The following is a 13,972-nucleotide window of genomic DNA, read 5'->3' on the forward strand; positions in this document are numbered from 1 at the left end:
CACGATCAACATCCACATCACACTGATCACAAAACAGAATCACAGCTACCCTATCGGCATGGTCGGGATACTGGACATAATCGCACTGYGCAGCCTCACGTCCATCGCCGACTCTGGCGGCTTCCGCCGCGCCGCCGGCAGCCTGCACCTGTCCCAGTCGGCGGTGAGCCAGCACGTCCGGCGCCTCGAGCAGGTATGCGGGCGCCCCCTGGTGCGGCGCGACGGCAACAGCGCCCGCTTCACCCCCGACGGCGAGCTGCTGCTCGCCGAGGCGCGCAAGATCCTCGCCGCTCACGACGACGCCCTCGAGCGCCTGCGCAGGACCGACAGCGCCGAGCGCACCCTGGTCATCGGCTCGACGGAGCACGCCGCCGACCTGCTGCTCCCGCCGATCACCGCGCGGCTTCGGTCAGGCTTCCCCGACCACGCGGTGCGCTTCCGCATCGACCGCGGCAGGCAGCTCAACGACCGGCTCGACGAGGGCGCCATCGACGCCTCCCTGTTCATCGGCGAGGCCCGGGGGCGCGACGGCCACCCCGCCGGCGCGCTCCCGCTGGCCTGGTACGCGGCGCCAGGGTGGCAGCCGCCCGGCGGCACCATCCCGCTCGTCGTCATCGACGAGCCGTGCACCATCCGCCGCAGAGCCCTCCAGGTGTTGCGCGACAACCGGATCGAGGCGTCCGTCGTCTGCGAGGCCGGCCACCTGGCCGGCGTCCTGCATGCCGCCAGGGCCGGCCTCGGCGTCGCCCTGCTCGCCCACCTCGGCACCCCGCCCGAGGGCCTGTGCCAGCGCGAGGACCTCCCCGCGGTCGAGCCCGAACCCCTGCACGTCCGCGGCCGCCGCGGCGCGCCGGACACGCTGGTGACAGCCGTCGCCGATGCGGCGAAGACCCTGCTGGGCTAGGCGAAGACCCTGCTGGGCCAAAGGCCCGCGCCGACTACACGACAGCTCGGGAGACGCGCGCCGACCTCCGCCGGGCTCGCTCCCCGCACGCGTCTCCCCAGCGCGGTGCCTCAGTGGCGGTCCGGGGAGAACTCGAGGACCTGGGTGAGGCGGACGTTGTTGCCCGACGGGTCGCGGAACGACGTGTCGATGCCGTAGGGCTGCGGCGTCGGCGGGTCGTTGAAGACGACGCCCCGGGCGGACAGTTCGTCGTAGGCGGCCTGGCAGTCGTCGGTCTCCAGGAACAAGGTGCCGCCGAGTCCCTTGGCGACCAGCTCAGCGAGCGCCTCGCTCGCGGTGGCGTCGGTCATCGGCGGTTTCGGGACCGGCATCAGGACGAGCCCGACGCCGGGCTGGTCGCGCGGCCCGACGACGAGCCACCGGAACGACCACTCCGCCATGGTGACGTCCGAGCGCACCTCCCAGCCGAGCGTCTTCGTGTAGAAGGCGAGCGCCTCGTCCTGGTCGTGCACCCAGAACTGCGCGTTGGCTATCTTGATCACTGAAACTCCCTGATCACCGGAACTTCCCTGTTCGCCGCGTCGGCTGGGCGTGACGCTATGCGCCGGGATCAGGTCTCGACTTCTTCAAACGTGCGGTGTGCGGGCCGGCCGGCCGTAGGCCCGGGCGACGCAGTCCGGAATCCGGATGTGGCGGCGCGCGGGTGGAAAGCCGGCGCGGTACGCCGACGGCGTCACGCCGTACACCCGGCGGAAGCTGGTGAGGAAGGATCCGACGCTGGTGAGCCCGACGTCGAAGCAGATGTCGGTCACGGAACGGTCGGTGTTGCGCAGCAGCGCCGCCGCGCGCTCCAGGCGGCGGGTCAGCAGGTACTGGTGCGGCGACTCGCCGAACACCCGCCGGAACTCCCGGCTGAAGTACGCCGGCGACAGCCCCGCGGCCCGCGCCAGTTCCGCCACGGTGAGCGCCTCGAAGTACCGGCCGTCAGCCAGATCCTTGGCCCGCAACAGATGACGAGCCCGCGGCACCACACCTCGAAGTATCCCTGGCCGGCCGCCGCGCGTCGGCCCCGCGCGGGATGATCGGCGCGTCGCGGCCGGTACCGGTGCCGGTCAGGGCGCCGGAGGTCGCGCCCGTCTTCCTCTGCTCGTGGTATTCCTCCTCGACGTTGACGGTCCAGACGTCGTGGCGGGTGCCGTCGAGGATGTTCTCCACCGTCAGCATGGCCGTGAGCATGGAATGGTCGGCGTTATTGTAACGGTGCATGCCGTTGCGGCCTACGGGGTGGACGTTGGGGACGTTCTCGGCGAGCCATTCGCGCATGATCTCGACGTTGCGCCGGTAGTACTGGTCGTAGGTCGGGTACGCCTTCGCCACGCGCACCACGTAGCCACGCTCGACCGCGCCGCGGCGCACGAGTCCGAGCATTTCCAGCTCCCGGGTGCCGAGCCCGATCAGCTCGTCGTCCGGTTTCGACCACATGTCGTCGCCCTCGAAGACGAAGTACTCCAGGCCGAGACAGGTCCGCCCTTCCTTGACCAGGTAGGGCGACCAGGAGCCGTAGTTCTGGATGCGGCCGACCCTGACGCCCGGGTCGTGGATGTAGATCCAGTTGTCGGGAAAGCTGAACTCGGCGGGAACGACCAGCGCGACGGTGAGGTAGTCGCGGTAGCGCAGGTCCTTCGCCGCCTCGACGACCGCGGGCGGCGCCGGCGGGTCCATKCCCAGCACCAGGGCTGGCAGCGGCGTCGACGAGATCACCTGGTCGGCCGGCACGCGTGTCCGCTCGCCAGTCCTCGAGAGGACGGTGACGGCGACCGCGCGGCCCCGCTCGTGGTGAATGGTGGCGACGGCGGTGTCCATGGTGACCGTGCCGCCCATCTTCTCGACCTTGTCACGGCAGGACTCCCACATCATGCCCGGGCCGTACTTCGGGTAGTGGAACTCCTCTATCAGGCTGGTGATGTCCTTCTGGTTCCGCCTCGGGAGCACGGCGTTGACGATCGCGGAGGACAGGGAGAGGTTCTTCACCCGCTGCGCGGCCCAGTCGGCCGGCATCTCGCTGACCGGGATTCCCCAGAGCTTCTCGGTGTACGTCTTGAAGAAGGTGCGGTAGAGCCGCCAGCCGAAGCGCGCGACGAGCCAGGCCTCATAGTTGCTCTGGTCCGGCGGCGGGCGCAGCCGCGCGCGGGCGTAGGACCCGATGGCGAGCGCCGCGCGTCCCGGCCCGAGGTTGCGCAGCGCGTTGAGCGCGCGCAGCGGGTAGTCGTAGAGCTTTCCCTGGTAGTAGATCCGGCTCATCCGCGGCCGGAGCAGAAAGTCCTGGGCGGGCAGGATCTCCCGCCACAGCGCCTCGACGGCGGCGACCTTCGTGAAGAACCGGTGCCCGCCGATGTCGAACCGCCAGCCGTCGCGCTCGACCGTGCGACTGATGCCGCCGACGACGTCGTCGGCCTCGAACACCGTGACGGCCGCGCCGCGGGCGGCCAGCTGGTAGGCGGCGGTCAGGCCAGCCGGGCCGGCGCCGATGACCACCGTGTGCGGAACCTCGGGCGATGCCATGTCTCCCTCTCCTTGGTCGCGATCGGAAGCGGGCCAGGCGAGACTCTTCGGTCCACTTATCTGGACAGTAGAGTCCAAATTTCTGACCACACGAGTCCAGGAGGGTAGCGTGTGCTCGTGGCCACCGACGCAGCGGGTGCGAGCGCCGCCGCGCCGGCCCGTGRCCGGCTGGCCAAACGCGAAGCGATCATGAGGACCGCCTTCGAGGTCTTCGCGCGGCGGGGCTACGCGGCGACGAGCCTCGACGACATCGCCTCCGCGACCCCGGTCTCCCGCCAGACCGTCTACAACCACTTCGGCGACAAGGAGAAGCTCTTCCTCGCCGTCGTCGACGAGCGGATCTCGGCGAACCTCGACGCGCTGCGCGACGCGACGGAGGCGTTCCCCGACCGGATGGACAGCGTCGACGACGCGGCCGCCTACCTCCTCGACCTCGCCCGCCGGGTCACCAGGGTCTACGCCAGCCCGAGCACCACGTCCCTACGCCTGCTCGTCCAGACCGAGGCACCCCGTCATCCACAGCTTCTTGCCCTGTGGCKTTCCCGCGTCGCCACACCCGTCTGGCCGGCCCTCATCGGCAGCCTCGCCCGCCTCGCCCACGCCGGCGCGCTGTCCATCGACGACCCGGCCCGCGCCGCCGGCCAGTTCGTCACCCTGGTCACCGGGGCCTCCTGGCAGATGACCGAGCTCGGCACCTTCGCCCTGTCCGCGCCCCCGGACCTCGGCTCCCCCGACGTGGACGCCGCCCTTCGCGCGAACGTCGCCCTCTTCGTCCGCGCCCACCTACCCGTCACGGCGAGACCCACCGCGCCCGATCACCGTGAATAGTTCGGCCGGAGACGCCCGGTGCGCCCGTCGTCGTGGCGGCGCGCGACGGCCGGGACGCTGCTTCCAGTTCGAAGTAGTCGGCTAGCCTGCTGTCAGGCCGTGGCAAAGGGGAGGGCTTGTGGATCTCGATGCCCGTCGCATCGAGGCGTACTTCGCCTTCATGGAAGCGGGCAGCCTCCTGCAGCTCCTGGTGGATGACCAGGTGCGCAGGGACGGGAACCTCAGCTACCCGCAGTTCGTCCTGCTCGCCCGGCTGGCCGACGCCCCCGACGGCCGCATGCGGATGACCGACCTCGCCGACAGCGCCGTCCACAGCCGCAGCGGCCTGAGCTACCAGGCCCGCCTCCTCGAGGACGCGGGGCTCATCCAGCGCACCCCCTCGCCGCACGACGACCGCTCCGTGACCGCCGCGATCACCGACGCGGGGCGGGACATCCTCGCCCGCGTCATGCCCGGCCACCTCGACGCGGTACGGCAGGGGTTCTTCTCGGTGCTCGACGACAGCCAGGTCGAGGCGCTGGCCGTCACCCTCAGCGCGGTCCGCGACCGCCTGCGCACCCTGGTGCCCTCCGCCACCCAACGACGCAGAAAGGCGGCCGGCGGCTAGCGGCCACCGCCGGGAGTCAGGAGGGTCCTGCCGGCGAGCTCTCCGGCGTCCGCCTGCGCGTGGACGGCCGCGAGGTCGGCGAGGGGGCGGCGGTCGGCGACGTACAGCCGCAGGTCGCCGGTCTCGACGCGGGCGACGAGCTCGGCGAGCTGGGTGGCGTCGCCGCGCACGGCGACGCGCGCGGTGCGGACGGCGCGTTCGGCGTCGGGAAGCGCCGGGGTGGTGGCGCTGACCAGGATCCCGCCGTCCGCGACCAGGCCGACCAGATCCGCGGTCTCGGGCTCCGAGGTGCTCACCAGGTTGAGCACGACGTCGAACCGGTCGTCGGCCGCGGCCGTCGTCACCGGGGTGGCGGTGTAGTCGATGATCCGGTCGGCACCGTAGCCGCTGACGCGGTCGGCGCTGCGCGCGCTCGCGGTCGCGGTGACCACGGCTCCTGCCTGCCTGGCCAGCTGAACAGCGTATCCGCCGACGCCCCCGCCCGCACCGTTGATCAGAACTGTCTGGCCGGCCGTCAGCTCGGCGTGTTCGAACAGCGCCTGCCAGGCGGTCAGCCCCACCGCCGGCAGCGTCGCCGCGTCGGCCAGGTCGACGCCGCGCGGCGCGGCGGCCAGGACCTCAGCCGGAGCAAGCGCGTACTCGGCGGACGCGCCGTCCCCGGTCAGCGGCAGGAACGCCACGACCGCGTCACCGATCCGCCATCCCTGGACGTCCGCGCCGAGCTCGGCGACCGTTCCGGACACATCGACGCCTGGCACATGCGGGAGGTGAACGGGGAGCACCTCCTGCAGGTAACCGGCGCGGATCGCCGCGTCGGCGGGGTTKAACGTGACGCCGGCGACCCGGATGAGCACCTGCCCGGCGCCCGGCGACGGCCGGTCGACCTCCTCGTGGACCAGGACGTCGCTGGCGCCGAACTCGTGGAAGCGCACTGCCTTCATCGTGTCTCCTCGGACGAAACTGCTTCGAACTGGAAGTACATGGCAACGTAACCGCTTCCAGTTCGAAACGATGCCGACGAGTTCCAGTGACCGCCATCACGACGCGCGGGGCAGGGTCGCGGGCTCGGGCGCCGTCGGTCGCCGAGGCGATCGACCTGCTCGCCGATGGTCGCCAGACCCAGCCGCGACGGGCCCGTGTCGGGCTCAGTCGTGGAGGTCGAGCAGACGGCACGCGTAGTGGAAGACGCGCTCCCACAAGAGCGTCGGGTCGAGCGCCGCGAGCGCGGGCTGGCCGACGGCGGTGATGGCGGCGGCGAGCATCGCGGCGGGGATGCTCCAGTCGGTCTCGCTGTCGTCGTCCGCGAGCAGGGCGAACATGCGCCTGGTGAGGCGGCTGAACGGCTCGTGCTTCGCGAGGACCCGCATCATCGCGGGGTCGCCCTGCCAGGCCCGGACCTGCGCGCGGTTGCGCACGGAGAAATCGACTAGCTGCCGCAGCAGGACCCGGCGCGCCTCCACGCTGCCCGGTACCGCCTCGGCGTCCTCGACGGCCGCCTCAAGCGTGACCAGCTCGTGGTCGGCCGTCGCGATGACGATCTCGTCCTTGGTCTTGAACTGGTGGTAGACCGCCGCCTTGGTGACCCCCATCGCGTCGGCGATCATCTGCAGCGAGGTTCCGGCCACGCCGTACTCGCCGAACAGCCCGAGCGCGGCGGTGATCACGCGTACCTGGGCCGGGGACGCTCCCAGGAGATCGTCGAGACCTGCGCCACGTACTGGCACACCGTCGACTTCCTCTGGGTTCTGATCTTCGCCCTGCTCTACGTCGCGAGGTGATCCGTGGGAACCACGTTCAACAAAAGACTCCTCGCCGTCTGGCTCGTCCTGTCAGCCATCACGGTGATCTACCTGTGGATCGACCACTCGGCCGACGACCACGACGCCCCGACGGCGAGCACCGTCGTCACCGTCAGCGCGATCGCCCTCGCCCTGATCAAGGTCAGGATCATCATGCGGGAGTTCATGGAGGTACGGCACGCGCCCGCGCCGCTCCGCCGACTCACCGATCTCTGGGTCGTGCTCATGGCCGCCGCCCTGCTCGGCCTTTACTTCGCGGGGAAGGCCGCCGCATAGCAGGTCGGCACCACCACCGATGATCTCCCGCTGCGCGAACGGACCAGCCGCGCCGGCTCCGCGGAACGCGTTGATCAGTGGCGTGCGAGTTCGCCGGCGGCCTCGGCCGTGGCGGCCAGCTGGCGAGGAGCTTGAGGCCGTCCGCGGTCGGGGTACCAGCTGGCGCGGTGTGGACGAGCAGGGTCGGCGCGCCCCAGTATGCCGAGGTGCCGATGGACTTCCGATGTCTTCTTCCGCAGCGTCACCCTCACCGGCGGCGTCGCCCCAGCCCGGACATACATCGAGCAACTGCTACCAGACGTGCTCGACAGCACCGTCTAGCCCGGCCGCGTCTTCGACCGAACCATCGGACTTGAGGACACACCGGACGGGTACCAGGCGATGGCGGACCGGGGAGCGCTCAAGGTCCTCATCCGCCTCTGAACACCCACGCGCCGCATGGAAGGAAGGACCTGACAATGAAGCACGCCAAGCTGGGCGACCTGGATGTCTCGCGGATCGGCCTGGGCGCGATGGGTATGTCGACCGCGTACATCGGGCCGGGCGAYGACGACGAGTCGATCCGGACCATTCACCGGGCGCTGGACCTCGGGGTCACCTTCCTCGACACCGCCGAGGTCTACGGGCCGTACACCAACGAGGAACTGGTCGGCCGGGCGCTCAAGGGCCGGCGGGACGGCGTGGTGCTCGCGACGAAGTTCGGGATGATCTCCCACACCGGCCGCGACGGGCTCGACAGCGGCCCGGCGAACGTGCGGGCCGCCGTCGAGGGATCGCTGCGCCGGCTGGGCACCGACCACATCGACCTCTACTACCAGCACCGGGTCGACCCGAACACCCCGATCGAGGACACCGTCGGCGCCCTGGCCGAACTGGTCGTCGCGGGGAAGATCCGTCACATCGGGCTCTCCGAGGCCGGAGTGACCACGATCCGCCGGGCCCACGCCGTCCACCCGATCACCGCGCTGCAGTCGGAGTACTCCCTGTGGACCCGCGACCCGGAGCCGGCGGTGCTGCCGCTGCTGCGCGAGCTGCGCATCGGCTTCGTGCCGTACTCGCCGCTGGGCCGCGGCTTCCTCACCGGCCAGATCCGCTCCGCCAACGAGCTCGACGACGCCGACTTCCGCCGCGGCAACCCCCGGTTCTCCACCGAGAACTTCGACCGCAACCTGCGCAGCGTCGACGAGGTCGCCGCCGTGGCCGCCGAGGTGGGCGCCACACCCGCCCAGGTCGCGCTGGCCTGGCTACTCACCAAGGGTGACGACATCGCCCCGATCCCCGGCACCAAGCGGGTCACCCGCGTCGAGGAGAACGCCGCCGCCGACCAGGTCACCCTGACTCCCGAACAGATCGACCGCCTCGACCGCCTCACCCCCGCCGTCGGTGACCACTACAACGAGGAGCAGATGCGGATGATCGAAAACTGACCGCGGTCAGCGTCCCCGACGTTCGGTGTTCGGTGTTCGGTGTTCGGTCAGTACCGAACACCGAACACCCAGGAGCGTCAAGCTGGCCTGACGCTCCCCACGGCATGGCCCGCTCCCTGGCCGATGGCGGGTTCAGTCCGCCGTGGCGGCGCCGCGGCGGGCGTTGTAGACGATGACGTCCTCACGGCTGCCGTAGTCCGCGAAGACCTTCAGGGCTTCGTCGCGGAGGATGTCGGTACGCACGGTGATACCGCGGTGGGCGAACTGCTCGGCCCAGTCATCGCGCATCGGCCCTTCATCGAAGCCCGTGAGCGTTTCGAGCTCCTCGCCGTCGCCGGCGATGGTGAGCAGCTGGACGCCGGACCACAGGACAGCGCCGTAGCACATGACGCAGGGCCGCCAGTTCACGACGAGCTCGACCGGAGTGCCGATGGCGCTCAGGTCCCAGAGCCCGAGGCGGGTCTGGGCGAAGGAGAGGGCCACGACCTCGGCGTGCATCGCCGACACGCCGGTGGCGAGGACGAGGTTGACGCCGGCGGCGTAGATCTCGCCGGTGTCGGGGTTGGCGACGGCGGCGGCGAACGGGCCGCCGCTGCCTTCCTGGTGGTTGCGGGCCGCGAGCCGGTGCACGAGGCGCATCCGGTCCTCGACGTCCGGGAGCACGCCCCCGGCCGCGCGGACCTCCTCGTCGACCCAGGCGGGCAGGGCGATGTCGAGCGCGGTGGCGGCGGTACGGATGGCGGGCGCCGCGGGGATGGGGTTCATCAAGGGTGAACTTCCTGTTCAGGCGGTGAAGAAGTGGCTCAGACCAAGGGCGCGCAGGCCACGGCGGTAGGCGACGGAGCTGCGGTCGGCGACGATGTTGACCTCGATGCGAGGGTCGAGCGGGAGGTTCTCGGGCCGCTGTGCCTCGACGATCGCCCGGTCCTCCTCGAAGATCCGCAGATTGAAGTCGTAGATCTCCTGGTCGGGCTGGTCGGTGGAGAAGTTCTTCGCGATCGGCGCGAACATCCTGGTCCGCCGGGCGGAGACGGGAGACGCGGCATTCATGATCACAAGGCGGTCGTCGTCCGGGAAGTGCACGACGAGCACGCCGGTGAACGGCAGGTGGGCCTCGAAGTGGCGCAGCCAGCGGAATTCGGGGTCGCCCTGCGGGCCGCCGCGGGGATAGTTGGCGACGGTGCTCCAGTAGTCGGCGACGAAGCCGTGTTCGGTCGGGGTGGGTGAGTACTCGGGGACCTGCGCGTTGTCCGGGTCGGCGAACGTGGCGGTGTGCACGAAGGCGAAGTGCGCGACGTCGAGGAAGCCTTCCATTTGCCGGYCGGCGAACGCGGCGACGTCGAAAGGCGGGCAGGTAACCCGCTGGAAGCCGGGGTCATCCCAGTGCGGCATCCGCGGGATGACCGGTGCCGGCGGCCCGCCTGGGGCCGGATCCGGGTCCGAATCCGGGCGCAGGCAGGTCCAGACCAGTCCGTAGCGCTCGACGGCGGGGTAGGTCGTCAGGGTCATCCGGGCGGGGATCTTCGCCTGGGGATGCGCGGGTATCGCGACGCAGGCGCCGGCGGCGCCGAACCGCAGGCCGTGGTACGCGCAGGCGATGGTCTCGCCGTCGCCCTTGCCCAGGGTCAGCGGGACGCCGCGGTGGGGGCACAGGTCGCGGGCGACGACGACGGCGTCGCCGGCCCGGTAGACGACGAGCCGCTCGTCGAGCAGGCGGGCCCCGACCGGCTGGTCGCGGACCTCGCGGGACAGCGCGACCGGGTACCAGTGCCGGGCGAGGATCGCCCAGTCGTCCGGGTCGAAGGTGCAGTCGGTGGGAAGCGTCGCCGGAGCGGCGAGCGTGCCAGGTGCGTCAGCCATCGGAAGCCTCGGAAGGGATTCGGAAGGGTTCGGAACGGGTGGGAATCGCGCGCCGCCGGGCACGCGAGAGGGCTGCTGGGCACGCGAGAGAGCTGGTGGGCCGCCACCGGACGGGCACGACGAGGCGCTGGTTGGCGCGGGGCCAGCCGGAACGGGGYGGCAGCCCGGAGAGCGTGGTGGTGGGCGTCGCCAGCGTCAGGCGCCGTGCGCGATCCGCCCGCGGGTCCAGGCATGCCGGTGGACATGGCGGCGTACGTCCACGCGACGGTCCTGCCTCGTCCTCATCCGACACACCTCCTTCTGTCCGCGGGGTCATCCGGCCACGGAGCTACCCGACTCTCCGCCACCGTGGTTACGAGCCGGTGGCGTTCGTCGAAAAACGGCGTGTCGACCGACGGGGGCCACAGGGCTACCGGCGGGCACGCGAGACCAGGATCCGCGCCCGACCTGGGAAGCCGGATGATCACAATGGTGGCATCGGGGGCGGGGCGCAAAGAGGGTCTGTGACGGACCGAACAGATACGATTCCGTCCTTCGGGCGAGCGTCAGGCACGGTGGGCGGCGCACGGGAGCGGGTGGGAGATCATCCCGGGCCCGGCGCGGCTGGTGGCCCCGGCCGAGGACGCGCAATTCCGAGACAGGAGCATGCTGATGTTCGGGCGCTCTCCCCAGACGCGGACGACCACCGGGTCCACGATCACCGGGTCCACGATCACCGGGTCCACGATCACCGATCGGCGAGGGACCCTGGCGCTGGCTCTCGTGACCGGCCTGACCGAGACGGGCACGGGCACCGGTGGCCACCCGGAGGTCAGGGTCAGCCTGCACGTGACGGGATCGGGCCTCGCGTTCGACACGGCGGMCCGGCTGCTCGCCGGCGAGAGCCGCAGGGCGAGCCTGGACGCCGGAAAGATCGTGGTGCTCGTCGATCCGTCCACACACGCCATCCAGATCGACTGGGCCCGCAGCGCGCTGGTCAACGGGCTGGTTCCCGCGCGGTTCACCCTGGCCGAGGACGACACGACCTACGACCTGAGCGGGCAGACCGGCCCGCTGATGGAGATATTCCAGCTTCTCTGGAAGGCGGGCGTCTCGCTGAACCGGTCGGTCGACGCCCATCGCGACCCGGCGCTGCGCGGGCAGCTCCAGGCGATCATCCGCCGCGCGCCGGCCCAGCCGCCGGGGACCGACCGGCCCGAGCCCGCGTCTGAGTCTGAGCGCGACGCCTGAGCAGGGCGTTCCGACCGTCGGGCGCGGGGGCGCCCGCCCGCGCGACCTTCGGAGAAGGTACGGCGGGCCTGACCGGTCGTGGGGCAAGGGCGCCCCGCGACCGGTCAGGCCGTCCGGCCAGGTGGCCGGGGTCAGATGCGGGTTCGCCGGTGGGAGCCGCCCTGGTGGGGGATCTCGACGGTGCGGCCCTCGGTGGGCGGGCCGGTGTCGGCGTGGCCGGGCCACCAGGCCGCGTGGCCGATGAGTGCCGTGAGCGACGGGGTGAAGAACATCGCCATGACGAAGGCCGCGACGGCGATGCCGAAGGAGATCGCGAATCCCATCTGGGTCAGGGTGGAGTTGCCGGCGAGCATGAGCGAGGCGAAGGTCCCGGCCAGGATGACGCCGGCGGCGGCGACCGTGGGGCCGGTGTGCCGCAGCGACATCGCGGCGGCCTCGCGGGGATCGCGGCCCTCGCGGGCCTCTTCCCGAAGCCGGGCGATCATCAGGATGTTGTAGTCGGTGCCCAGAGCGACGACGAACAGATACATGATGATCGGCAGCATGAAGATCAGGCCGGGTTCCCCGCCGGCGTGCTGGAAGATCAGAACCGTGGCGCCCAGGGTCGCCGTGAAGCCGAGCCCGACGGAGAGCATCAGGTACAGCGGGGCGACGACGCTGCGCAGCAGGAGGCCGAGAATCAGCATGATCAGAAKGGCGGCGATGGGGAAGACGACCGTGTAGTCGTGGTTGACAGCCTTCTGGATGTCGACGTAGACGGCGGTGATGCCGCCGACGACGGCGGTGGTGCCGGCCGGTGCCGCGGTGTGCGCGGTCGAGCGCAGCGGGCCGCGGACGGTGTCGATCGCCGTGCTCGACTCGGGCTTGTCCGCGAGCGTGACCTGGTAGTACGCGACGGTCCTGTCCGGGGACAGCTCGGCGGGGGCGACCTGGCCGACGCCGCCGACCTTGGCCAGCGCGTCGTGGTAGGCGGCGGTCTCGGTGCCAGTCAGGGCCGTGTGCGCGGTGGAGCGCAGGTAGATCTGGGTGGGCTCGGTGGCGCCCGCTGGCAGGCCCTTGAGGAGCTCGTCGTTGTAGACGCTGGACTCCGCGTCGCTCGCGGTGGAGCCGCCGCTGAGGTCGAAGTTCGGGTGGAAGCCGAGCGCGGCGATGGACAGCGCCACGAGGACGCCGCCCGAGGCGAGGGCGAACCGGCCGGGGTGGCGGCCCATCGCGGTGCCGATCGCGGCGAAGCGGGCACCGGTCGGCTCGCGGCGCCAGCTCTTCGACGGCCAGAACACGCGGGTCCCCAGCAGGGACACGATGGCGGGAATGAGCGTGAGCCCGGCGAGCAGGGTGACCGCGACGGCGATGGCCAGCGCCGGGCCGAGCGACTTGAACAGCCCGAGCGTGGACAGGCTGAGGATCAGGAAGGCGATGATGACGGCGCCGGCGGCCGAGGCGATCGCCTCGCCCACCCGGGTGACCGCGGCGACCATCGCCGTCTTCGGGTCCTCACCTGCCCGTAGGCGTTCCCGGTAGCGGAACATCAGGAACAGGATGTAGTCGGTACCGACGCCGAACAGCACCACGATCAGCAGCGACGTCACGGAGCTGTCGGTCTTGAGGTTGAACGCCTCGTTGGCCCAGCCGATGAACCCGGTCGCGATCTGCGAGACCAGGCCGATGGTGATGATCGGCAGCAGCGCGATGATCGGGCTACGGAAGATCACCAGCAGCAGGATGATGATGAGGCCGATCGTGGCTATGCCGATGATCGCCTCGGCCCGGTTGCCGGACTTCTCCGAGTCGAGTGCCTGCGCGGCGGTGCCGGTGATGCCGCCCTTCAGCGCGGTGCCCGCCAGTTTCTCCTGAAGGTCGGCACGCAGGACCTTGGCCGCGTCGCTCTGGCGCTTGTCGTTCGCGCCGGAGAGCTCGGTCATCTGCACGCCGATCGTCTGGATCAGCTTGTTCGGGGATGGCTTCCCAGTCTGGACCGCGGTCACGTTCGGCACCTTGGCCGCGGTCAGCGCCGCGCCGATCTCGGCCACCTTCGCCGAGTCGGCCGCGGTCAGCGCCGCGCCGTCGGCGCGTTCGAGCACCACGATCGCCGCGGGCGTCGCCGCCTGCGGGAACGCCTCCTCCTGCACGTTCTGCGCCTGGATCGACTCGTAGTGGCTCGGCAGGAAGGACGCCTCGTCGCTGGTCGACTTCAGCTTCGGCGCGGAGGCCACGATCGCGACCGCCGCCACGACCCACGCGGCGATCACCCACCACCGGCGGCGCACCACGAATCGGCCGAGCGCGGCGAACATGTGCGGCTCCTTTCCCGAGCTCGGGAGGGCCGGCCGTGCCTGGCCGGCTACCGGTCCCGGGTCGCGAAGCGGTCGGACCGACCGCGCCAACGGAGGGGAGCATACCTGGCGCCCGACAAGGGACTTACTAGGCGCCCGTCAAGTAGATTCCCCGCGTGTACACGGGCGGAGCGCGCCTCCGACCG

The 13,972-nt window shown here is 71.0% G+C and carries 14 protein-coding genes; 6 read left to right on the plus strand and 8 right to left on the minus strand.

Annotation, left to right across the window (positions count from 1 at the left end):
- Positions 1-58: 58 nt before the first annotated feature.
- Positions 59-904, plus strand: a complete 846-nt coding sequence (locus BL253_RS26345) for a LysR substrate-binding domain-containing protein (protein ID WP_076820008.1) — start codon at positions 59-61, stop codon at positions 902-904.
- A gap of 110 nt (positions 905-1,014) precedes the next feature.
- Here BL253_RS26345 and BL253_RS26350 read toward each other — a convergent pair whose 3' ends face one another.
- The 3 genes from BL253_RS26350 to BL253_RS26360 all read right to left on the minus strand — a co-directional run bounded on the left by BL253_RS26350 (position 1,015) and on the right by BL253_RS26360 (position 3,466).
- Positions 1,015-1,446 carry a VOC family protein gene (locus BL253_RS26350; RefSeq protein ID WP_076820009.1) on the minus strand — a complete coding sequence of 144 codons (432 nt, stop codon included), beginning with the start codon at positions 1,444-1,446 and terminating at the stop codon, positions 1,015-1,017.
- Positions 1,447-1,530: 84 nt separating this feature from the next.
- Positions 1,531-1,932, minus strand: coding sequence for a helix-turn-helix transcriptional regulator (locus BL253_RS26355; RefSeq protein WP_081438713.1), 402 nt, complete (start codon positions 1,930-1,932; stop codon positions 1,531-1,533).
- Entirely contained in the window at positions 1,889-3,466 is a 1,578-nt protein-coding gene (locus tag BL253_RS26360; protein ID WP_076820011.1) for an NAD(P)/FAD-dependent oxidoreductase, read from the minus strand. Before BL253_RS26360 ends, BL253_RS26355 begins: the two co-directional genes overlap by 44 nt.
- 189 nt (positions 3,467-3,655) lie before the next feature.
- Between BL253_RS26360 and BL253_RS26365 the strand changes: the two genes are divergently transcribed.
- Both BL253_RS26365 and BL253_RS26370 read left to right on the plus strand, forming a co-directional pair.
- Positions 3,656-4,294 (plus strand): TetR/AcrR family transcriptional regulator, encoded by a 639-nt coding sequence (locus BL253_RS26365; RefSeq protein ID WP_198946402.1) that lies wholly within the window; start codon positions 3,656-3,658, stop codon positions 4,292-4,294.
- A gap of 118 nt (positions 4,295-4,412) precedes the next feature.
- Positions 4,413-4,901, plus strand: a complete 489-nt coding sequence (locus BL253_RS26370) for a MarR family winged helix-turn-helix transcriptional regulator (RefSeq protein ID WP_241835153.1) — start codon at positions 4,413-4,415, stop codon at positions 4,899-4,901.
- Here BL253_RS26370 and BL253_RS26375 read toward each other — a convergent pair.
- Together BL253_RS26375 and BL253_RS26380 are read right to left on the minus strand one after the other, a co-directional pair.
- Positions 4,898-5,842, minus strand: a complete 945-nt coding sequence (locus tag BL253_RS26375) for an NADP-dependent oxidoreductase (protein ID WP_076820013.1) — start codon at positions 5,840-5,842, stop codon at positions 4,898-4,900. The genes BL253_RS26370 and BL253_RS26375 overlap by 4 nt on opposite strands.
- Positions 5,843-6,046: 204 nt before the next feature.
- On the minus strand, positions 6,047-6,625 hold the full coding sequence (locus tag BL253_RS26380; RefSeq protein ID WP_076820014.1) for a TetR/AcrR family transcriptional regulator: 579 nt from the start codon (positions 6,623-6,625) through the stop codon (positions 6,047-6,049).
- A gap of 57 nt (positions 6,626-6,682) precedes the next feature.
- Here BL253_RS26380 and BL253_RS26385 point away from each other — a divergent pair, with 57 nt between their 5' ends.
- Positions 6,683-6,976 (plus strand): cytochrome C oxidase subunit IV family protein, encoded by a 294-nt coding sequence (locus BL253_RS26385; protein WP_076820015.1) that lies wholly within the window; start codon positions 6,683-6,685, stop codon positions 6,974-6,976.
- A gap of 458 nt (positions 6,977-7,434) precedes the next feature.
- Positions 7,435-8,403: an aldo/keto reductase gene (locus tag BL253_RS26395; protein ID WP_076820016.1), complete on the plus strand. Its 969-nt coding sequence runs from the start codon at positions 7,435-7,437 to the stop codon at positions 8,401-8,403.
- A 132-nt stretch (positions 8,404-8,535) separates the two neighbouring features.
- Here the strand turns inward: BL253_RS26395 and BL253_RS26400 are convergent, their stop codons facing one another.
- Both BL253_RS26400 and BL253_RS26405 read right to left on the minus strand, forming a co-directional pair.
- Positions 8,536-9,168, minus strand: a complete 633-nt coding sequence (locus BL253_RS26400; protein ID WP_076820017.1) for a tRNA-specific adenosine deaminase — start codon at positions 9,166-9,168, stop codon at positions 8,536-8,538.
- A gap of 18 nt (positions 9,169-9,186) precedes the next feature.
- Positions 9,187-10,263, minus strand: a complete 1,077-nt coding sequence (locus BL253_RS26405; RefSeq protein WP_076820018.1) for an aromatic ring-hydroxylating oxygenase subunit alpha — start codon at positions 10,261-10,263, stop codon at positions 9,187-9,189.
- 651 nt (positions 10,264-10,914) lie between these two features.
- Here BL253_RS26405 and BL253_RS26410 point away from each other — a divergent pair.
- Complete coding sequence (locus BL253_RS26410; protein WP_076820038.1) at positions 10,915-11,493, plus strand: hypothetical protein; 579 nt, start codon at positions 10,915-10,917, stop codon at positions 11,491-11,493.
- Between the two features lie 131 nt (positions 11,494-11,624).
- Here BL253_RS26410 and BL253_RS26415 read toward each other — a convergent pair whose 3' ends face one another.
- Positions 11,625-13,787, minus strand: a complete 2,163-nt coding sequence (locus tag BL253_RS26415; protein WP_076820019.1) for an MMPL family transporter — start codon at positions 13,785-13,787, stop codon at positions 11,625-11,627.
- Between the last annotated feature and the right edge of the window lie 185 nt (positions 13,788-13,972).

Source organism: Pseudofrankia asymbiotica (assembly GCF_001983105.1).
GTDB classification, from domain to species: Bacteria; Actinomycetota; Actinomycetes; order Frankiales; family Frankiaceae; genus Pseudofrankia; species Pseudofrankia asymbiotica.

What these genes read in the sequence shown, in the direction of transcription:
- BL253_RS26400 (WP_076820017.1), bottom strand. Translation starts at nt 9,168, where the DNA reads ATGAACCCCATCCCCGCGGCGCCCGCCATCCGTACCGCCGCCACCGCG.